The organism is Candidatus Rickettsia barbarica, assembly GCF_041477405.1.
Taxonomy (GTDB): Bacteria; Pseudomonadota; Alphaproteobacteria; order Rickettsiales; family Rickettsiaceae; genus Rickettsia; species Rickettsia rickettsii.
The window spans coordinates 368,932-389,625 of record NZ_JBEWYL010000001.1; the positions used below are offsets into that span (position 1 = coordinate 368,932).

A 20,694-nucleotide genomic window follows, 5' to 3' on the forward strand; every position below is an offset into this window, starting at 1 on the left:
ATTATATCTTAACTCATATCAAAAAATACTTTATTTTGGTTAGTAGTTTGTGTTATTAATAACTAGGCTTTGCATGCGGAAAATTAAATTAATCTATTTTTTGTTGTAAATCATAAGATTTTTTTGAAATAGGACTCACTAATTATTGCAAAAATCTTATTAATTTTCTTTTACAAAACCTAGGAATTATTATAGAGGTATATATATGTCTAAGAAAAAGCAGGACGATCAAATAATAAAAGAATTAGAAGAAAGACTAGCAAAACTTAAAGGCACTCCTCCATCACTTGAAGAGTTAGAAGAAAGGTTTGCAAAGCTCCAAGATAGACCTTATATCCCCACAAAAAAATCCGGTAATGAAGTAGATGATCTAATTGAGCTGCAATCTGAGCTTAAACTAGAACAAAAAAGTAAAAGCCTTAATGATCACAAAGACCAAGCAATACGTGATAGGCTAGATAAATTAAGAGAAGACAGTACTATAACGCAAAAAAAGACACCTATAGATCTTTCTTTTAATGATACTAAATCAATAATTACCGATACTATAGATGCTCAGGCAGATATAGCTAGTTCATATGCTAATCGTTCTACCGAGTTAGAGGAGAAAAAAGCATTACTCCATTTAGCTCATAATCTAACTGAAGCGAGAGATATTATAAGGGATATGCCCCCTATATCTAAAGAATATGCGCCTAAACTATTAGATGTTATTGCTAGTTGGTTAGGTAAAATTTATGAAGGAATAAAGAAAATAGCTTCGCCTGCAGTTAATATTATAAAAGAAATAGGTAGTAATCTTGTTAATTCGATTAAATCACTTCCTCACCAATCTTCCAAGCAACAAATAAAATTAAAGAAGTTATATAGAACATATGTTGATTTGAAAGGAATAAAGCCAAAGATAAAGGAAGAGTTTCTTAAAAAACATTATGAGCGAATTGATCAGCTACAAACTCCTAAGGAAATATTTGTAGAAACTGCCACAATTACTCAATCTATAAGGATAGCCGGAAAACAAAAGATAAATACTCTTAAACAACAACAAATTATTAATAGAATGAAGCAGCAAAGTCCTACTGCTTTTATAAATAATAATTCATTTACACCGTCTAATACTCCTACTAATAAAGCAAAGTCTTCCAAGAGCAACCAAAGGTAAATGCTATGTTCTTCCTGTGAAAGCAGGCATCTAGAAAAATAACCCTTAATATTGGACAAAATTATACCTTTAACAAAATAAGCATATAAAAAATTTTTTATATGTTTTACTGGATTCCCGCTTTCGCGGGAATGACATAAAGAGCATTGACTGATCCACGCAACAATGCTACGCGGGGATGACATACTGAATGTTCGTATAAGGACTAAGGTATTTAAAGATTATTCTACTCCTTTCATTCCGCTTGTCTTAGCTTTATCAAACGAAGTATCTTTAATTGCTGCTTCAGTAAAATCGGCATTTGTTAGGTCGGAGTTATTAAAGCCCGCCTGATCAATTTTAGCTGATTTAAATATACTATCTGTTAATATTGAGTTTGAAAAATCTGTTTTAGTAAGTATTGCTGCAGAAAAATTAGCCTCTTTTAAAATGGAATTTTTTATTACCGTATTTGTTAGGTTAGCATTTTTAAAGATACTATTTGAAAAATCTACTCTATCAAATATTAAGTTGCTCAAGTCAAAATTTGTTAAATTCATATTTGTTAAGTGAGTTATTTTTTGCAAATCTTTTAGCGAATTTATTACTATATTATTTGGTAGAATTTTGCTTGAATTATCACTATTTAAAATAATATTATTAGAAACATTAGTATTAATAAAACCGGAATACGCTTGGTAGTTAATATTATTTATTTGCGAATTAGAAAGGACGGAGTTAATAACCGCAATATTTGTTAGAGTGGAATTTATTAGAGCTACTTGGTTTAAATTGCCTAAAGTAATTTTAACATCTGAAAAATTTACGTTTTGTATTAAAGATTTAGAAAAATTTATATTATTAAATTGTCCGTTAGTTATATTTGAGTTTATTATTTCACTGCTGTTTAAGTCAGTATTAATCACTATAAATTGTTTAAAATCATTATTGCTAAAAATATTATTAGTATAGCTAATATTATCTAAAGTAATATTTGAGCCTTTAGTTTTATTAATCCTTACAAAATTAGCATTACTATTTTTTATTGATAAAGTATTAAATTTATTATCGTTTAGACTCATATTATTTAATATCGCATTATTGATTTTAAAATGCTTTAAAACTGAACTACTAATTGTACTATTTTGTAAATCACATTTAGTAAGGCTAATATTTTGTAATGTTGAATCTTGAAAGGAAGCGTATGAAAAGCAAGAGTTATTACTTTGTACGTTATTAAAATTTACTTCATTAAAAATACTTTGTGTGAAGTTAGAATCCTTAATTATTACTGCTGTTAATGTAGTTTGACTTAGGTTGCTAGATTCAAAATAATTATTAGTAAAATTGGTATTATTTATGATACTTTTTTCTAAATCCGTACCGTAAAATATTGAATTTGTTATATTAGTATTTTTAAAGCTATTATTCTGTAGGTTAGCTTTTTGAAAATTAACACCGTCGATAGTATTATTGTTCCATAATACATGACTAAATTTAGAATTTTCAAAGTTGACATTTATTATAGTAGTTTTATTAAAAGCAGTATCGCTAAAATTTGATTGAACAAAATTTGTATTTTGTAATGTTATATTGTGAAAAATTGAACCTTGAAAGTCAGAATTATATCCGGAAATATTTTTTATTACCGAATCTGCAAAATTACTTTCTTGAATTATAGCATTTGTAAGTATTGCTTTGTCTAAATTGCTACCTGCAAAATCAGCACGTAATATTTCGCAGGAAGTCAAATCTATTCCTGATAAATCTTCATTTATTAGCTGTACTCCTATTAATTTTACTCCTTTTAAATTTGAACCGAATTTCTCTTTAAGGTTCACTTTAAGGTTTTTAGAATTTTGCGATATTATATAATTCCGAATTACCGTGCTTTGGCTATCCGTAAGTAATCCGTTCGCATCACGGGTAGATTCGGAGCAGCTGCTTAATAACAAATAAATCGTAATTATTGATATGACTTTAAGCATTTGCTTCCTCATATTCTTCGTCATTTATTCTATTTGTAGGAGGTATATGTAAGCTTAATAATTTTAATTTACGATGCAAAGCCGATCTTTCCATACCGACAAATGAGGATGTTTTTGAAATATTATTATTAAAACGACTCATTTGTGCTGATAGATATTGACGCTCAAAAACTTCTCTAGCTTCTCTAAGCGGCATAGATAACATATCAAAGCTATCTTCAAGTGTTGTAAGATTAGCACTATTTGCTAATATTTCAGAAGGTATCATATAAGGTTTTATAATTTCATTATTACCTGTAGTTAACGGATTCATAATTAAAGTCCATTCAACAACGTTACGTAATTGTCTAATATTGCCCGGCCATTCATAGGATTGAAGAGCAGCGATAGTTTCATCGGCAAAGCTACGTTCTTTTAAACCTGAAAATTTTGAAAGTTGCTTAACAAAATACTTAACGAGTAGCGGTATATCTTCTTTTCTTTCATATAATGAAGGTACTTTTAGAGAGGATACATTAAGGCGATAATATAGATCTTCTAGGAATTTGCCGTTATTAACTTCATCTTGGATATTTTTAGAAGTACCGGTGATAATTTTTATATCAATTTTAATATTTTTTCCGCAAGGTTTTGTAATAGTTTGATCTTTAAGGAATTTTAATAATTTTACTTGGATGGGAATAGGAATATTACTGACCTCATCTATATATAAAGTACCGTTATTGGCAAATTCTAAGATAGTAGGGCGTTTATTATTTGCCTGCTTTTCCGATTCGCCGAATAATTCTTGATTGATTTTTTCCGTAGTCATACATGTAGGGCTGAAAATAATGAACGGATTATTAACCCTTTTAGATTGTTTATGAATTAATCTTGCTGCAAGTTCTTTACCGCTGCCGACTTTACCGTGAATCATTATACGACTGCTAGAGGTAGCTGCCTTTGCTATTGCCATTTTATATTTTAAAGTTACCGAACATTCGCCTACTAATTCAGTTTTATCTATAACCTTTGATTTTAAATCTATATTTTCGCGTTTTAACTTTGTTACTTCACAAGCTCTTGTAAGTAAAATAACTAATTTATCATTATTAAACGGTTTTTCTATATAATCGTAAGCACCCATTTTTATAGCATTTACTGCTGTTTCTATAGTACCGTGACCGCTAATAATTATTACCGGCATTAAAGGATAGCGTTTTTTTATTATCTCTAAAATCCCAAGTCCGTCAATTTCGCTTCCTTGAAGCCAAATATCAAGTATAACTGCAGAGACCGGTTTTTCGGAAAGTATTTTAAGGGCTTGAGTACTATTAGCGGCAACCTTAGGGTTAAAACCCTCATCTTTCAAATTTGCAGCAATGAGATTTCGTATACTCTCTTCATCGTCTACTATTAAAACATCTAGTTGTGACATTACAATTTACCTTAAAAATAATAATACTAAATTCTTGGGTACGATTGCTAATTGATTTAATATTTTACGATATTTTTTGCTGCAAATTATAAGATTTTTGAAAGATTTCAAAAAAATCTTATAATTTGCAGCAAAAAATATCGTAAAATATTAAATCAATTAGCAATCGTACCCAAGAATTTAAATATATACGTTAATGCCGAATGTAAAAGAAAGCAACATTTTTTTATAACATTTTTGTCACAATAGCTATTTATAATGTAAAGGTTGGCTAAGATTACATAATATTAAAATTATTTAAGGAATTTTAATTAATTTTATTTGCAGTTTGTAGTGTTATAAATGATTATATATAATGAGAGGGGTGGGATATCCAAGTCGTCATTGCGAGCGACCGTAGGGAGCGTGGCAATCTCATGAAATAATAACAAGCTCCTGAGATTGCTTCGTCAATTACTTCGTAATTTCCTCGCAATGACGATGACGATTGTGTATCCAACAGTAAAACCGATTTTAAAAATTATGCTTAACATCTTTTTAATTATTATTTCATTATTTATTTGCTTAATAACCTACCTATTTATCAGCAAAACGGATATTTTTACAAATTTATTGATTTTAAATAGCTTTACGACTTTAGCGAGTGTATTGATTTGTTGTTTAGGTTTATACTCAGGCAATAGCTCATATTTGGATATAGCAATTATTTATTTTCTTCTAAGCTTTATAGCAACAAACGGATATTTAAAATATTTCATAAATGAATCGAATGAAAACAAAACAGATTGATAGACATCTTGCCAAATTCACTTATAGAGAGGAATTTGTAGGAGACACGAAACGCAGCACCGCAGCGTACACAAGCGTAAGTGAGGATGCGAGTATCGGATCGACGCACAAATTACCTCTAGAAGTAGAAGAGTTTGGGAAGATGTCTAATACGGTAATTTTAGGATGCGGTCTTAGCGGCATGTTAACGGCGCTTTCTTTTGCACAAAAGGGTATAAAAACTACTATATTCGAGAGTAAATCGGTAAAAAGCCCAGAGTTTTTTAAAGATATAAGAACTACTGCTTTAACGCCGCATTCTAAAAATTTCTTATTCTCTATTGATATATGGGAAGAGCTTGAGAAGTTTGTAGCAGAAATGCAAGACATATATGTAGTAGATAATCAGGCTTCAGAGATATTAGACTTACGAAATGACGCTGACGCTGTACTTGGATATGTGGTTAAGAATAGCGACTTTAAAAAAATGCTATTGTCAAAAATAACTAATAATCCGTTGATAACATTAATTGATAATAATCAATATCAAGAGGTTATAAGCCATAATGACTACTCGATTATAAAATTTGATGATAACCAAATTAAGTGTAATTTATTAGTTATATGTGACGGAGCAAATTCAAAAGTGAGGTCTCATTACTTTGCTAATGAAATTGAGAAACCTTATCAAACTGCTCTTACATTTAATATTAAGCATGAAAAGCCGCATGAAAATTGTGCTATGGAGCATTTCCTGCCGCTTGGTCCTTTTGCTTTGCTGCCTTTAAAAGATCAATATGCTTCATCCGTAATATGGTCAACTTCTTCTGATCAGGCTGCTTTAATTGTTAATTTGCCTGTAGAAGAAGTTAGGTTTTTAACTCAAAGAAATGCCGGTAATTCCCTAGGTAAAATTACTATTGATAGTGAGATTAGTAGCTTTCTACTAAAAGCCCGTATAGCAAATAGATATTTTCATAACCGTATAGTGCTTATTGCCGACACTGCCCACACAGTACATCCGCTAGCCGGACAAGGGCTTAATCAGGGCATAAAGGATATAGAGATTTTGAGTATGATAGTTAGTAATAATGGCACATTACAAGAATATCAAAAGTTAAGGCAAGAGGATAATTTTATTATGTATAAGCTGACTGATGAGTTAAATAATATTTTTTCAAATTATTCCAAAAATTTAAGATGTTTAAGACAAATAGGATTTAAGGTGATCAATAATTTTAAACCTGTAAAAAACTTGATTACTAGCTATGCGATGGGGAAGAGGTGAGTGTTCTTTTGTATCATTTCTAGCTAGTTCTGATGTCATTCCCGCGAAAGTGGGAATCCAGTAATCAAGAATCGATAAAAGCATTGTTTGTTTATACTTTTTAAAAGATGGATTCCCGCTTTCACGGGAATGACATAGAATGTGAAATAACATAGAACATAATTTTATGAGATATGCATGAGTAAAGAAAATTTAAGCAGTAAATCATTTATTAATACTCCTGAAGAAGGAATAAAAAATGTAGCAGAAGATAATAAGCTTAAATCTTCAATAAATACCCCTGAAAGAGTAGAGCTTTTAGAAGCAGCACAAACAAAAGCTTCTGAGCCTTCACAGGAGAACGGCAATCGTAAAATAAGCCAGCAGGAAAAAGAACGCTGCAAGAGGATACGGCACTTTACGGTGCTAGAGTTGCTCGTGCGGGAATCGCTGCAAGTGGAGTAGCAATCGAAGTGGTACAGGAGGGCAGTAAAGTTATCGCTAGTCCTACTCATATTAGTAGAAGGAATAATTAACGTTGGAGAAAAAGTAGCAAAAGCTTATGATCCGGTTGATACACTTCAGCAAGGTGCAAAAATTAAAGAGAAAGGTCCCCCAAGTTCCGGTTTAGCCGATAAGGCATTAAATAAAATCATGACACTACCCGGTGGTGAAACTGCAGCAAATGTTCTAGAGAAAACATATAAAACATTAGGTAGTAAAGCAGTAAGACGTGCGGCTAGAATTGGCGGCGTTGCAGTATCGTTGGTCCTGAATCCCACTCCCGTCGGGGTTGGGCTTGCTGCACTTTCTTTATCAACCGTTGCTTACAATGTTGGAAAAGAAACTTTAGAAGTAAAAGAAGATAAGCGTTTAGATAGAAAGAAAAAACTTTAGAAAATATTAAAGCTAATTATGTGAAGCAATCAGAGTTAGTAGTTACTACTCGAATAGATAAAGCAAAAGATAGCCCTGAACTTAAAAATGTCTTGGATACTCAATGAGCTAAAATTTACCAAGAAAAAGTTGAATCTGAAAAATTAAATATAACTAGAACTAAAGAGATTTTAAAAGCAAGATACTACCTTAGAGACGGTATCTTTAGTAGCACAAGTAAGCTCTGTAGGCGATATTATAGGCGGTTTGGTAGCAGGTGCTATTGGACGGAGGAGTGGAGCTAATGTAATAGGTGAAGGAGATGCGAATTTAGTGCGTATGGAGCGAAAAAAAGATAAAATAAATCAAATAAATAGTTTAAAACATCAATAGGAAATTATGAAGATAAGAAAGACTTGCTTGAAAAAGAAAGGCAAGCAAAAATAGATACCAAAGCATTAGAAGAATTTTTAACTATACCCCCTAAAATTGATCAATTAAGTGAAGGGCAGCTAAGAGAGCATTTTAATGTAACTAGAGCAAAGGTTGCAGCGAGACCTGAATTTGCTCCTCCTGCTGAAAAAACTAATTTTGAAAAAGTTAAATCGGCAGTAAAAGTAGGAGTCGGTTATTTTGTTGAATCACAATTTGGTGATTTAAAAGAAATGTACGGTAAAAAAGAAGAAATATTTCAATCTTTTATAACTCCAAATGTTAGTAATAAAGTAAAACCTGAGCAAAATAAAGCTCATGAGTAAGCCAACATATGCAAGAGAATTTGTCACGTGACAAGGGGGTTCGTTATGGTGCTAGTGTACCATCATCACAATCAACACCAAATGCTTCTAAACACCATGAATCTTCAAGAGGATTTTAATTGTTAATAAAGACTTATAATTATCTTATAGATTATATCTTGCCGCAGAGATGTTTAAGCGGTGCGGAAATACTAGGGGGAGCGGTGAATTTTGTAGCGATTGTTGGAAGAAGCTAGAGTTTATAGCAAGACCCTATTGTAGTATATGTGGACAAAGATTTAGTATAAAAATCTTAGATAACTGCATTTGTGGAAATTGTTATAGCAACAAACCTAATTATGAGTTTGCTCGCAGCTTATTTAAGTGTAATGAGCATAGCAAAAAAATAGTTCATCAGTTTAAATATCAAGATAAGACGATATTTGCTAAGACCGTTGCTAACTTTTATATAATAGATATAGCAGCGAGGATATAAAAGATATTGATTTAATCATACCTGTACCTACTAATGTATAATCCTGCTCATATTTTAGCTATGGAAATTGCAAAAGTTACCGATAAAATGTTAAAAGCTGAGATTTTAACTAAAGCAAAATGGACTAAGTCTCAGACTTTTCTCCCACGAAAACAACACAAAAATAATATAAAGGGTAGTATCAAATTTAACACAAAGTATAATATTGTAAGTAAAAAAATTGTATTAGTCGATGATGTCGTTACCACTGCTGTTACTATAAATGAATGTGCTAAAATTTTACAACAAGCCGGGGGTGGCGTCGGTAAAAGTCTTAAGTGTTTCTATGACATAACGTTATTGCAAGGGGACATGGTTGTGTGTATCGAAAAACACACTCGATGTCATCCCTTGGCTTGACCACGGGATCCAAAAAATAATAAAAATTTTTAGTATTTTTAACTGGACCCCATGGTCAAGGCACGGGGTAACACAGAAGGTAACTTATGCAAAATGAAATAAAAAAAGTTTGTGTTATTGGTGCGGGAGTAATGGGTTCAGGGATTGCAGCGTTAATTGCTAATTCCTCTTATAAAATAGTGCTGCTTGATATTATCGCTAAAGATTCCGATGATCCTAATAAAATAGTTAACACCGCTAAAGAAAATTTGCATAAACAAAAACCTCCACCTCCACCTTTATCCTTTCCTGATAGAGCAAATTTCATTACCATCGGTAATTTAGAATATGATTTAGATTTAATTAAAGAATGTGATTTAGTGATTGAAGTTATTGTTGAGAAGTTAGAAATCAAACACCAATTATATAATAAAATTATTCCTTATCTTAAAGAAGATGCAATTATTGCTTCTAATACCTCTACATTACCGCTTGAAAGACTCAAAGAGAATTTACCAGATAATATTAAATCTAGGTTCGTTATTACGCATTTCTTCAATCCGCCAAGATAATATGGAACTGCTTGAGTTAATTATAGACCCTATGATAAAGGCTGAAGTAATAGAAAGAGTATCAGAGTTCTTAACGAAAACGCTTGGTAAAATTATAGTAAAATGTAATGATACGCCTGGTTTTATTGCTAATAGAGTAGGGTATTTTTTACTTGAATTAGTAGCACGTAAAGCGATAAGTCAGAATCTTGATGTTGCTACTATAGATAAAATATTTACTACATTTTTGGGGTTGCCGAGTACCGGAATTTTCGGTTTATATGATCTAATCGGGTATGACGTAATGAAGTTAATTTCAAGTTCATTACTTGCCTCTCTTCCTGCAAATGATGCTTATCATAAAATAATATGTAAAGACCCCTGTTCTTGATAAGATGATAGAGAAGCAGTTAATTGGACGTAAAGGTGACGGTGGATTTGATCGTTTATTGGTATCAAAGGGCAAAAAGATTAAAGAAGTTATCAATATAAACGATTTATCATATAGTCCTGTTCAAAAAGTAGATATTTTAATCTTGATGTGCTTCTTGTAAGTGATTCGGTTTACGGTAAATTTTTTACTGAAATTATCACGGAATTTTATGTTTATTTAGCAGGTCTAGTTCCGTCGGTTACGGATAATATTTATGATATCGATGCTGCTATGAAGCTTGGTTACAGCTGGAAATATGGTCCATTTGAATTATTGACTATAGCGGCTAAAAACGGTTGGAATTCGGTAATTAAAAATGCCGATTTAATGCATATCCCACTTCCGCAATATTTAGCCAATAAAGAATATCAAAAAATCGATAAACAAAAATTTAATTCTCACAAAGATATTTTACAAGAAAGTCAGATAGTATTAGAGAATAGCTCGGCAAAATTAATACTTTATCAAGATGTTTTGATTTTTGTTATTACTATAAAAATGAATTGTTTAAATCATGAGGTGTTTTATTTACTACAAGAAGCAGCAAGTAAAGCCGAAAATGACGGTAAAAATCTTTATATTTATCTGCAAGGAAATAATTTGTCTGCCGGTGCTGATTTAAAACTTCTTCTGTCTTATATTGAAGATAAGAATTTTCACGATCTAGAGAATTTACTAAAGCTGGGACAGCAAACCATGCTCCACTTAAAATATTCCTCTGTACATGTTATTAGCTTGTGGTCTTGGTGTGGCACTTGGAAGTGGATATGAGCTGTTATTGCACTCAAGCTTTATTATTATAGGAAATCAAGAACTTAACGCAGGGTTTGTAGAACGTGGTGTTGGTTTAATACCTGGGTGGGGCGGTGTTACCGAAATGTTTGCTTGAAGTAATGGTAATAAAACTAAACTAATTAGAAATATCAGCAATATTATAGAGCAGAATAAAACAAGTTCAGCCGGATTACTTTAAAGCAGATTATGATGTAGAGAATATGCACGTAAATATGAACAAGCATTATATTTTAGAGGAAGCTTTAAAATTAAAACCTACCTAAAAAGATAGTACCGAGATTCCACATAAAATTACTTTGCCTAAAATAAATTTAGCACAACAGCAATAGATACATCAAAATATAACGATCTACAAAATAAGGTGCTTAGCAAATTTCAAGATATTATTGATACACATAATGAAACAAATGAAGAAGAGCTACTTGCCTATGAGCAGGAAATATTTTTAGAACTTGTAAAAGATACAAAAACTATAGAGAAGCTGAAAGCAATTGTGGGATAAACTCCTACTATGTCATTCCTGCGAAAGCAGGAATCCAGAAAAAGTAGTCTTAATATTGACAAAATAAACCTAAAAAAATAAGTTTTTTGTCGGTTTTACTGGATTCCCGCTTTTGCAGGAATGACATAGAGAGCATTTACCGGTCCACGCAACAATGCTTCACGGGAATGACATAAAAACCGTGCGGGTAATGCTACTCCACAATAATATTGCCTATAACACCACGATAGTAAGTTTGAGGGTCGTACATAGCTTCACTGTAAATAGCAGGAGTAGAGAATATGCCCTTATTAACTGCTTTGATTTTACACTGATGCGTCATTTTTTGATCAGAAATAGTACCGAAAATCATAACTCTATCATCACGATTATTTATATATATCGGTTTCCATATCATTACTTCCTGCATGCGTTCTAATATATTTATGTGGTTGTTATCCGGTAAAAGCTCGAAGTCTGCCGGTAATAAATCAAGTAGCACCATATTGCTCAAGGTTTTATTACTACCTGAACGTATGGTGATTTCCACCGTAATATTATCACCTAATTTTACTTTGCTAACCTCTTTATTATTTTCATCGAGATATTTTTTTGTTATTTCTATGCCTTTAACTATCTCTTTATTTTCTGTTAATTGCTTATCATAGTCTGAAGTTAAAAGCTGATAGAAAAAGCCGTTACTTGAGGATGTTAAGTCGATATTCTTATTTTCTACCGACAGCTCAGCAATCATCACTTTATTGCCTGTTAAAGTAACTTCTTTATCTGTAGAGGTTACTTTAATAGTAGCCTCATCTACATGATTTATTTTATCGGCATAGGCAAGACTTGCCATAATAGCATAGCTTGCGGATAGGCTATTATAGTTATCTTTAGCAAAAAGAGCGATATCCTGTACAATTTTTGGGTCAAAGTCTTTTAACCGTTCTGGAAAATGCATAGAAATTAAGTATAAATACTGACTATATTTTAGTAGAGGATTGTAATACTGATAGTCTGTTTTTGATATAGGTTTATTTAGAGTAAATCTGTCTAATAATTTCTCCGCTTCTTCATTCATGTGCAGCATTTTATAGCTAGCTGCTAAATAAACGCTAGTCAAATCATCTTGCCATGTATTTTTATGGTACTCGTCTAAATATTTTAAAATATTTGCAATATAGCTTGTAGTAATAACGCTGTTTTGATATAAACCGCATATGCCTTTTCTCTTGCTTCATCTAAGGAGTTTATTGATCTGTTAGCCATATCTCTAAATAGTAAATACCTTGATTAAATGTATCACTTGGAACGGCTAAATATCTAGTTGCTCCCTCGCTTAAGAAATGCATAGCATAAACGGAAATAAATGGATCGGAATCGTCATTAAAATTGTTCCAATATCTAAATCCACCGTCATAATTTTGACGTTCTGATAAAGTTTGAAATATTTTTGATAATGATTCATCCATTTTTTTACGATCAGTTTTAAGAATCTGAACTAGTTCTTGTTCATTATATAATAAAATATTGGCAAAATTTTGGCTTATTAATTGTTCAGTGCAACCATAAGGATAATTATCTAGGAAATCTTTAAAGCCAGAAATAATAGATAGCGGTGATTTAGAAGCGGAAATTTGTAGTTTAGCAAATTCAGGATATACATCCCGTAAGATTTTTAAATTAGCCTTGTTGTCTGTAATAAAGCCTGTATTAACTGTTGTAACGCTTGGACTAGCAGGGCGAACGCTCGTAGTACTAGTTAATTCGGAGCTATGTACTACTGCCATAGATATTATATCCGGCTTTAGGTGATTTATAGAAGCCACAACCTTTAAATCTGCTGAACCGAGTTGATTAGTCGCTTTTAATTTAACATTAATAGTAGCTTCCTTATTTTCGTCTATCGGGATCTCTTTAGGATAATCTAATATTTTAAGTCCTTCACTTGTTTCAATATTTAGAAAAACCTGAGCATTTCCTGAATCTTTGAGGTTATTAAATATTGTTACCGGTACTGTAAATTCATCATTTGGAGCTACAAATAAAGGTAAATTTGGATTGATAATAAGATCGGATTGGACTAATAAATCAGCTTTGGAAGTTCCTATAGAGTCAAGGCTTGAGGCTACCCCTATAACTCTTAAAGTGCCGTTAAAATAGCTTGGTATATCAAATGTGACTTCTCTCTCATCAAGATCTGCTTCTAAAATTCTTGACCAAAATGCTACGGGAGGTTGGCTTTTTCTTTTAAACGGATTAAGGTTTCGAGCGACATTTATACAACCGTCTCCGGCAGGAGCCGCCATATGAGCTTTCATTAATAAAGAATGCTCAGGTAATATTAAATCCATGATTTGTGATGTTCGGACTTCCAAGGCTTTATCGTTAATAAAGTAATTAAGCGGGTCGGGAGTCTGATAACCAGCAAATGATAATATCCCTGCATCAACAGCAAATATTATTATTTTACCGGGATTTGTAGTACGGTAACGAATTGCTAGCTTTTCTCCCGATTTGATTTTTGCAGGAAGTGTTAATCCAATATCTTGTTTATGTTTATAAATGCCCGCAGTAAACGGTACTACTGCATAGCTAAACGGTGATATAAAGATTTCCGTAGCTTCTATGTCTCTTATAAATTGTACATTTACATATCCTTTACCCTCAAAGCCGTCAGGAATTTTTATTTCTTGAATGCTATTATTTTCATCAGCTTTAAACCATTCAAAATTATGTACTTTATCGGTCTCGATAGTAATTAACCCATAACCTGTATAAGGAGTTATAATATTTAAAAGAATAGTATCGCCGGTTGTATTAATCATCTTTATCAAGTTTAACTTTTAAATTTGCGTTATCTGTTAAATTAGCCGTAACATTTCCTTCACCTATTACCGAAAATTCAGCTTGGGCAAAGATTGTATCTTCTTTATCGGTTAAGTAAATAACGTAATCGCCTGCTTCTTTAGTAGGCACTTTATAAATATAACTTTCGTTTGCCGTGATATTAATTTTGTCAGAAGATATATTAGTCTCAATAGGTACTGAACTGTAAGAATAATTACCGTTACTATCTGCTACTAAGTTATTTACATAATTAATCTTTTTTAAGTTAAGAGTTAAATTAGGTGCAGCTACTTTTTCTGCTTTATTTGATATGGCTATGAATTCTATTGCCGCGCTTGTTTTTGTCTTAATCTATTTTAGATCGCTATCGCTTCTAAATCCTATAATATAAGGCAGAGGTGACACTATAAGCGATTTGCTTGCGTTTACGCTTCTTCCTGAATCAGGCTCAAATCCTTCTGCTGAAAATGTTAGATTAAAAGTAGCGTTATAATATTTCTCAAGGTTAAGGTCAAAGTTTGCCGTACCTTTAGAGTCGGTAGTAATATCTCCTAAACGTTCATAAAAAACTCTTTATTTCCTTTGCTACTATAAAATTTATATTCTTTAAATCTAGGTACGAAAAACTCGGTAGGTCTAATATCAATAAAGCCGCTGACTTTTCTATTTTTTGCAGGAGTGCCGTAAAGATTTATGAGATTAACGGTTGCTTTAAGATCTTTTGGATTCGTCCATAGCTCATCTTGTGAGTTATTGAAGTTTATGTTTATTTTCATGCGGTCAGGCTGAAAATCACCAACCCTGACAGACACGCTATTAAGATAGTTATTGCTGCCTTTATCTCCTACTAAATATAAGCTTATATTGTGTATAAGCCGGTTAAGGCATCATCAAGCGTTGAGAATAAATATGCGCCGAATCCTTCTGCATCTAGAACTATTTTACTTTTATCTATTACTTTTCCTCTAGGGTTAGTTACTTGTATTTCTAAAGGTAAGCCGTCAAATTTTCCTTGCCAGTCGGTTTGTGTGAGCATAATGCCTATGTGACCTTGCTCGCTTGGTCTATAGATGCCACGATCGGAAAATAAATAAGCTTTTAACCCTTGATCAGAACTAACGGCTCCTGCTACATCAAACCGAGAATAATTAACTTGTCTATCCATTCTACTATACGGCATAAATGAAAAATCATCCTTAGTAGTTAATATATAAGCTACTGGAGTTTTTTCTTTTGAAAAATCATTTATATTTGATAAAACGGCATGTCCTTTACTATCGGTTTTGCTGCTTACTAACACCTCACCGTTAAGTCCTATAATATCTGCTTTTACGCCTCCAGCCGGTTTACCGTTACTGATATAAGAAACAAAGATATGATGCGTCCCGGTTTTATCGGTTTTTACTATACAACCAAGATCGGTAACTAAAATTAATCTTTTATCTTGAGATATAATGTTATTATTGTCTTTAGCATAAACTTTTGCTAGAAATAACCCCTTGGAATAGCTGCCTGCTTCTTCTAAATTAAAATATTTACTGAAATCTAAATCGGTATAATGAGGTAAATTTAAATTTTGAGAGTTCACTATTACTTCCTCTTGAAATACTTCGGAAATATTATACTCATTAAAGGTATATTCATTTATAAAAGTCGGGTTTTGGAAAATATTATATCTATTTGTTTGACTGATTAAATGATTAACTTCTTGCTGATTAATCTTATCGATGTCTAAATATAATTTATCTATGCCAAGTGAATATACGGGAAGTTTTCTTTCGCCGGCTAATGAAAGAATAGAACCGTCGGACATTAGCTTAACTTCTTTAGGGTTATCCGGTATTTGTACGATTTGAAAATAATCTGAGCCGAGTGTTAAATTATCCGATGTTTTAACACCTTGATTTACTTTAACAAGCAAAAGCTCTTGAGGCAAACGTATCTACTTTAAAACTATACATAGTAGTAATGCTTGGGACGGAAGATAAAAGCTCAAAATTTATTTTTTCACTCGATTTAAGAATATCATCGGTTATTTCTTTCGGATTTTGCCATTTATAGTTTTTTTTGCCTGCAACTCCTAAGAAAGCCGGCTTATCCTGCGGTAATAAAAATAACTCTAAATGTTTTTTTATTTCCTCACCCGACACCGGTGTATTTGTGGTAATTATAATTATCTGTTCCGGTTGTAGTTTATCATCTTTAACAATTGTAGCAGTACTATTTAGTGATTTTTAAATATGAGGATAGACTTGGAATTAATACATTTTCTTTATAAGAATATCTTATGTTATTTGGTGTCTTATTATTTAGATCTTTTACATTTTTATATGTGAAAACTTCTCCCATGTAGAGGTTTAACACCGTCTTTTATAATTACGGAAATTGTATCTTCTTTATCTGTAAGCGGTGGTATATTAGTAATAATCGTAGCTTCCGTATTATTGGTATTGAATTTGATAGAAAACGGTAATTTTTCTTTAGTTGAAGATTTTATAAACTCTATTCTTTCCTCTAGAGTTTTAGGATCGATAGGATAGTTAAAAGCTATTTTAGTGTGAACGAGTTTTTTGGAAATATCGATATTATCCTGTAGATAATTCATTTCTTTAATAATAGGAAGTAGTGGTAAAGTCGTGAAACTTATATTATTACTTTTTAAACCGACAAAATGAGGGAATATATAATCTGCGATAGTAATCTTATAAGTTTGATGAGCTACAAAATTGCTTTCTGGAGTAAAATTTATGTTATACCACCAGCCAAATCGCCATTCTCCTTTAATATCAGGTGAAATAGATATGTAATCATTGATTTTTTTTCCGTTAAGCCCTAGCTCTCTTTGTGGCTTTGTACACCATTCTTTAATTCTAGAGTCGCAAAGGTCAATATTTAACGCATTTTGTCCTGCTAACAGATTTTCGTTAGTTAATTTAAAATATAAAGGTATTTTTTCGTTAAAGCTTGCAGCAATTAGTTGTAAATTTATTAAACATACGAAAATAGTAAATACAAATTTGCGGAAATTGCGGAAAATATTTTGCATATCTATAGCTTATTATTTATGATAACTTCAATTATATATAAATAAAATTAAGTAAAGTAATGAATAAGGATATTTTGTTCAATATTCAGCAAAAGTTTTTTTGTTATTTGGACAAGAAGAGTGTTATGAGATTATCATAATACTCGGATTTACTATATTAGGAGGCAACTATTTGCACAAGCTATTTGTGTATTACTTTTCACTACAATTTTAAATATATTGTTAAAATATACATTTGAAATACCTTTGAATCCTACTCTAAATATTAAAGGTTTTGCTTTCCCTAGCGGTCATATGATATGAGCAGCGGCGTAGTATTTGACGGTTGGTTTTTTGCAAATATTATATATTCCTTATTAAGAATAATAATAGTAGTGATTTTAACCGGTATGGGATTTTCGCTGATTTATAAGGGCTATCATTATCCGTTGATATTATTGCATCTATAACAATTGGAATAATGGTTATTGCTGCTGTTATATATAGTGTAACAAAAGAAGAGATTATTCAAAAATATCCTTATATGTTTGGAGCGTTTTTATGGCTATTAACCGTACCGATGGTAGCTTATCTTAAAATTATTGACGTGAATTGTCTTGCTTGGGTATGGACGGTATTTTGGGGATTACTCGGTTTTACTATTTCTGGGGGGCTGTTTTATAAATATTTTGATTTTCCTCAATCAAAATTAAAGCGTTTTATTAATTTAGCTATCATTGTCGCTTCAATAGCTTTGATTGCATATATTAATTATCTATTCAAACAATATTTGGGATATAAGTTTTATTTAACTTGGTTCTTAATAGGTTTTAGTTTTCCACTATCGGTGAGGTTATGCCATATTCATATAAGATCAACGCATTAGTATATGAAGTGAGTTAAGTTGTACTTCGTTTCCTTATTTATCGTATAAAGCGAAATTTCCTATTGACTTTTATATAAAACAGTATAAGTTTCTTTACAATTTAATTTTTTATAAAGACATTATGCTCGGCTATGAGAAAGAACAAAGCAGCTTAAATCGTAATCAAAAAGAAGCAATAGGTTTATTATCTGTTGGTACATTTCTTGAATATTTTGACCTTATGCTTTATATGTTGTACATATGGTAGTAGTATTCAATGAATTGTTTTTTCCAAAGGCTGATCCCAAAGTAGTTTTTATTTATTCATCTGCTTTTTGTTCAACATGTTTATTAAGACCTTTTGGAGCTTTTTAATATTTGGTTGGATAGGAGACGCTATAGGACGTAAAACAACAATTATTACTACCACTTTTTTCAATGTCTATATCTTGTGTAGCATAGATGATGTGAAGAAAGATGAGTCTCCCAAAAGACAAAAAATTGATCTTAGTCGAAATGATTTATTGTTGCAGAAAATTAAGAATAATGATCCTGAAATTGTTTGTGTAGAACTACCTTATGAAGAAGATAGTAGTTTTTTGTCAATTGTAATTAAAACGTTAGAGCAAAATACTGTAGTAAAAGAAATTGATTTATATGGCAGCAACCTTAGTAACGATGATATAAAAAATCTAAGTAAAATTGTAAAGTTAAATCAAATATCACATTTAAACCTGAATTCTACTTCTTTAGATAGTGAAAAAATAAAAATTCTTATTGATGTTTTAGCAGATAATACCTCTCTTGAATATTTATCTTTAAATGCTATTGCGCTGAAAATAGAAGATTTAAGAATATTAATAGATGATATTAAAAACCACCCTAATTTAAGTTCTTTAGCATTAGGTAGTAGTGCAGTAGGAAATAAAGGAGCAGCAATTATTAGTGAGTTGTTTCATTCAAAACTACAGTTAAAATCCTTAGATATAGGACAAATGAATATTACTGCCGAAGGGATAGACGACGTTATCGCAAATAATATTAGCAGTGCAAAATTAATGTCGTTAAATTTAGGGTATAATAACCTTAGAAACGAGGGAGTCATAAAATTACTGCATGCTTTAATGGCTAATCAATATATTAAAGAATTAATATTAAATGAAACAAGAATCTCCGAAAAAAGTGCAGAAGTAATTGAAAGTTTTTTAATCTCATGCATATTGATACCTTAGACTTAAAGCAAATAACTTCATCTGCTTTAAAATTAAATCCATGGTTAAAAACTCTAAATCTTAATAACAATAATTTAACCCATAATAATATAAAAGAACTTACTACTGCATTAACCGAAAATAAAGCGTTAGAAACTTTACTCATAAGCAATAATATTGAAATAGGAGATCTAAGAGATAATAACATAACCAATTTGGGTGTGGAAAGCTTAAAAAGCATTCCAGGTAACATGATGATTTTAGTAGACGGTAATGATATTGATAATTCAATATTTGAGAAAAGCGTTGAGGCTTTAGGAGAAAATAATTAAAATTATAAAATAATATTTATATGGCAAATCTAACAAATGCACAGAAAGAAAGGTTAACAGTAGAGTGTATTAAATATGTAGATAGCCAGACAGTAGAGGAATCATAAGAGATAAAAAATCGAGAGAGGCTTTATTAAAAAGTATTATATTAAACGAATCTATATCTGTCTTAAAAATCCTTACTGCACACTATAAGAAAAAAATAATAGTGAAGCCCTGGATGAAAGTTTTGAAAAATTAGCAGTTCTAGCGGTTTTAGCAAGTAAAACAGAAAAGATTATTCCAAAACAACTTGTTTCTTATATGGTATTTCATGTTGGATTTGCTGACGAGCATCCTACCCACGGGCTATTCAATGGCAACAACAACTCAAATCTGCAGAATTTTGCATATGCTTGCCGTACTCGACTTAACTCAAAGATTATAAAAGAAAATGATACTCCTTTACAAAATAGATGCTTTGATGCCTTAGGTAGGTTAATTCAATATAATAGCCAATGTAGTACCGTATGTTTTAACGGCAAACAAATTTTAGTAGCGTTCAACGAATTACATAATTCTAGTGTGAACACAAATAAAGTTGAACAAATTGAGACACATACCACAAAAGTTTTTAAATATTTACAAGATTATGCTACTTACACAGCTTGACCTACAGAAGAGCAAAAAAATTTTCTATAACAACAAAATCTATATACTCAACGAAAAGCGCTACTTCTAGATGTTGCACAATATTATTATAAAAATAATAGCGACCATAAGGATATATTACCACGTATTTTGCAAGAGCTAGAAAAATATCCGAATAATAAATCAAGAGGTTCAACAAAAAGTCTGTAATGTAACCAGTGTAAGCCCAAAAGTAGTGAAGGCAGTAGCTAGAGCTAGAAGAGATTTGATGAAATGAGAAGATGCATTAAACCCTGATACTATTGATGCAAGTAAAAAATTTGTCCATTTAATTATTGAAGCTATAAAACAACCATATAAAATTGTATTAGATGGTCCACTTAGCGATAAAGCTCATGCTGAAATGAGAATAATACAGTATATAAAAGCACAACTTCCAGATCGTGATAATCA

At 31.4% G+C, this 20,694-nt stretch carries 20 protein-coding genes and 2 pseudogenes; 19 read left to right on the forward strand and 3 right to left on the reverse strand.

All coding sequences use genetic code 11. The features are described from left to right. Positions 1-205 precede the first annotated feature (205 nt). Complete coding sequence (locus ABVF33_RS02190) at positions 206-1,162, forward strand: hypothetical protein (protein WP_499706071.1); 957 nt, start codon at positions 206-208, stop codon at positions 1,160-1,162. 221 nt (positions 1,163-1,383) lie between these two features. Here the strand turns inward: ABVF33_RS02190 and ABVF33_RS02195 are convergent, their stop codons facing one another. Next, the gene (locus tag ABVF33_RS02195) at positions 1,384-3,129 is read right to left on the reverse strand and encodes a pentapeptide repeat-containing protein (protein WP_499706072.1); all 1,746 of its coding nucleotides are present in this window, start codon (positions 3,127-3,129) and stop codon (positions 1,384-1,386) included. Beyond that, positions 3,122-4,546, reverse strand: coding sequence for a sigma-54-dependent transcriptional regulator (locus tag ABVF33_RS02200; protein WP_499706073.1), 1,425 nt, complete (start codon positions 4,544-4,546; stop codon positions 3,122-3,124). The genes ABVF33_RS02195 and ABVF33_RS02200 overlap by 8 nt, the downstream gene beginning before the upstream one ends. Before the next feature lie 522 nt (positions 4,547-5,068). Between ABVF33_RS02200 and ABVF33_RS02205 the strand changes: the two genes are divergently transcribed. The 13 genes from ABVF33_RS02205 to ABVF33_RS02265 all read left to right on the forward strand — a co-directional run bounded on the left by ABVF33_RS02205 (position 5,069) and on the right by ABVF33_RS02265 (position 11,349). Beyond that, entirely contained in the window at positions 5,069-5,335 is a 267-nt protein-coding gene (locus ABVF33_RS02205) for a monovalent cation/H+ antiporter complex subunit F (RefSeq protein WP_012719844.1), read from the forward strand. Further along, complete coding sequence (ubiH, locus tag ABVF33_RS02210; protein WP_499706074.1) at positions 5,316-6,602, forward strand: 2-octaprenyl-6-methoxyphenyl hydroxylase; 1,287 nt, start codon at positions 5,316-5,318, stop codon at positions 6,600-6,602. The genes ABVF33_RS02205 and ubiH overlap by 20 nt, the downstream gene beginning before the upstream one ends. Positions 6,603-6,779: 177 nt before the next feature. Continuing rightward, a complete protein-coding gene (locus tag ABVF33_RS02215) occupies positions 6,780-7,046 on the forward strand; it encodes a hypothetical protein (RefSeq protein WP_499706075.1) in 267 nt (88 codons plus the stop codon). A 189-nt stretch (positions 7,047-7,235) separates the two neighbouring features. Then, the gene (locus ABVF33_RS02220; protein ID WP_014273606.1) at positions 7,236-7,478 is read left to right on the forward strand and encodes a hypothetical protein; all 243 of its coding nucleotides are present in this window, start codon (positions 7,236-7,238) and stop codon (positions 7,476-7,478) included. A gap of 395 nt (positions 7,479-7,873) precedes the next feature. Further along, positions 7,874-8,215 (forward strand): hypothetical protein, encoded by a 342-nt coding sequence (locus ABVF33_RS02225; RefSeq protein WP_499706076.1) that lies wholly within the window; start codon positions 7,874-7,876, stop codon positions 8,213-8,215. A gap of 241 nt (positions 8,216-8,456) precedes the next feature. Beyond that, the gene (locus tag ABVF33_RS02230) at positions 8,457-8,690 is read left to right on the forward strand and encodes a ComF family protein (RefSeq protein WP_499706132.1); all 234 of its coding nucleotides are present in this window, start codon (positions 8,457-8,459) and stop codon (positions 8,688-8,690) included. 33 nt (positions 8,691-8,723) lie between these two features. Continuing rightward, the gene (locus tag ABVF33_RS02235; RefSeq protein WP_499706077.1) at positions 8,724-9,089 is read left to right on the forward strand and encodes a ComF family protein; all 366 of its coding nucleotides are present in this window, start codon (positions 8,724-8,726) and stop codon (positions 9,087-9,089) included. An 86-nt stretch (positions 9,090-9,175) separates the two neighbouring features. Then, positions 9,176-9,640, forward strand: coding sequence for a 3-hydroxyacyl-CoA dehydrogenase family protein (locus ABVF33_RS02240; RefSeq protein WP_499706078.1), 465 nt, complete (start codon positions 9,176-9,178; stop codon positions 9,638-9,640). Between the two features lies 1 nt (position 9,641). Next, on the forward strand, positions 9,642-10,010 hold the full coding sequence (locus ABVF33_RS02245; protein ID WP_014410844.1) for a 3-hydroxyacyl-CoA dehydrogenase family protein: 369 nt from the start codon (positions 9,642-9,644) through the stop codon (positions 10,008-10,010). Between the two features lie 4 nt (positions 10,011-10,014). After that, entirely contained in the window at positions 10,015-10,173 is a 159-nt protein-coding gene (locus ABVF33_RS02250; protein WP_499706079.1) for a hypothetical protein, read from the forward strand. Continuing rightward, a complete protein-coding gene (locus tag ABVF33_RS02255) occupies positions 10,161-10,823 on the forward strand; it encodes a Clp protease/crotonase-like domain-containing protein (RefSeq protein WP_499706080.1) in 663 nt (220 codons plus the stop codon). Before ABVF33_RS02250 ends, ABVF33_RS02255 begins: the two co-directional genes overlap by 13 nt. Further along, the gene (locus ABVF33_RS02260; protein ID WP_499706081.1) at positions 10,801-10,941 is read left to right on the forward strand and encodes an enoyl-CoA hydratase/isomerase family protein; all 141 of its coding nucleotides are present in this window, start codon (positions 10,801-10,803) and stop codon (positions 10,939-10,941) included. Before ABVF33_RS02255 ends, ABVF33_RS02260 begins: the two co-directional genes overlap by 23 nt. A 267-nt stretch (positions 10,942-11,208) precedes the next feature. Continuing rightward, positions 11,209-11,349 carry a hypothetical protein gene (locus tag ABVF33_RS02265; protein WP_499706082.1) on the forward strand — a complete coding sequence of 47 codons (141 nt, stop codon included), beginning with the start codon at positions 11,209-11,211 and terminating at the stop codon, positions 11,347-11,349. A gap of 193 nt (positions 11,350-11,542) precedes the next feature. On the opposite strand, the pseudogene ABVF33_RS02270 reads toward ABVF33_RS02265, so the two are convergent. Then, positions 11,543-17,224 (reverse strand): annotated as a pseudogene (locus ABVF33_RS02270) (alpha-2-macroglobulin family protein). A gap of 460 nt (positions 17,225-17,684) precedes the next feature. Between ABVF33_RS02270 and ABVF33_RS02275 the strand changes: the two are divergent. The 5 genes and pseudogenes from ABVF33_RS02275 (at position 17,685) to ABVF33_RS02295 (ending at position 20,262) form a co-directional block, all read left to right on the forward strand. Further along, positions 17,685-18,089: a hypothetical protein gene (locus ABVF33_RS02275; RefSeq protein ID WP_499706083.1), complete on the forward strand. Its 405-nt coding sequence runs from the start codon at positions 17,685-17,687 to the stop codon at positions 18,087-18,089. Positions 18,090-18,210: 121 nt separating this feature from the next. Next, positions 18,211-18,443, forward strand: a pseudogene (locus tag ABVF33_RS02280) (hypothetical protein). A gap of 92 nt (positions 18,444-18,535) precedes the next feature. After that, positions 18,536-19,300 carry a leucine-rich repeat domain-containing protein gene (locus ABVF33_RS02285; RefSeq protein WP_499706133.1) on the forward strand — a complete coding sequence of 255 codons (765 nt, stop codon included), beginning with the start codon at positions 18,536-18,538 and terminating at the stop codon, positions 19,298-19,300. Continuing rightward, a complete protein-coding gene (locus tag ABVF33_RS02290) occupies positions 19,282-19,611 on the forward strand; it encodes a hypothetical protein (RefSeq protein WP_499706139.1) in 330 nt (109 codons plus the stop codon). Before ABVF33_RS02285 ends, ABVF33_RS02290 begins: the two co-directional genes overlap by 19 nt. Before the next feature lie 303 nt (positions 19,612-19,914). Further along, positions 19,915-20,262 (forward strand): hypothetical protein, encoded by a 348-nt coding sequence (locus ABVF33_RS02295; protein WP_499706084.1) that lies wholly within the window; start codon positions 19,915-19,917, stop codon positions 20,260-20,262. The last annotated feature ends 432 nt before the right edge of the window (positions 20,263-20,694 follow it).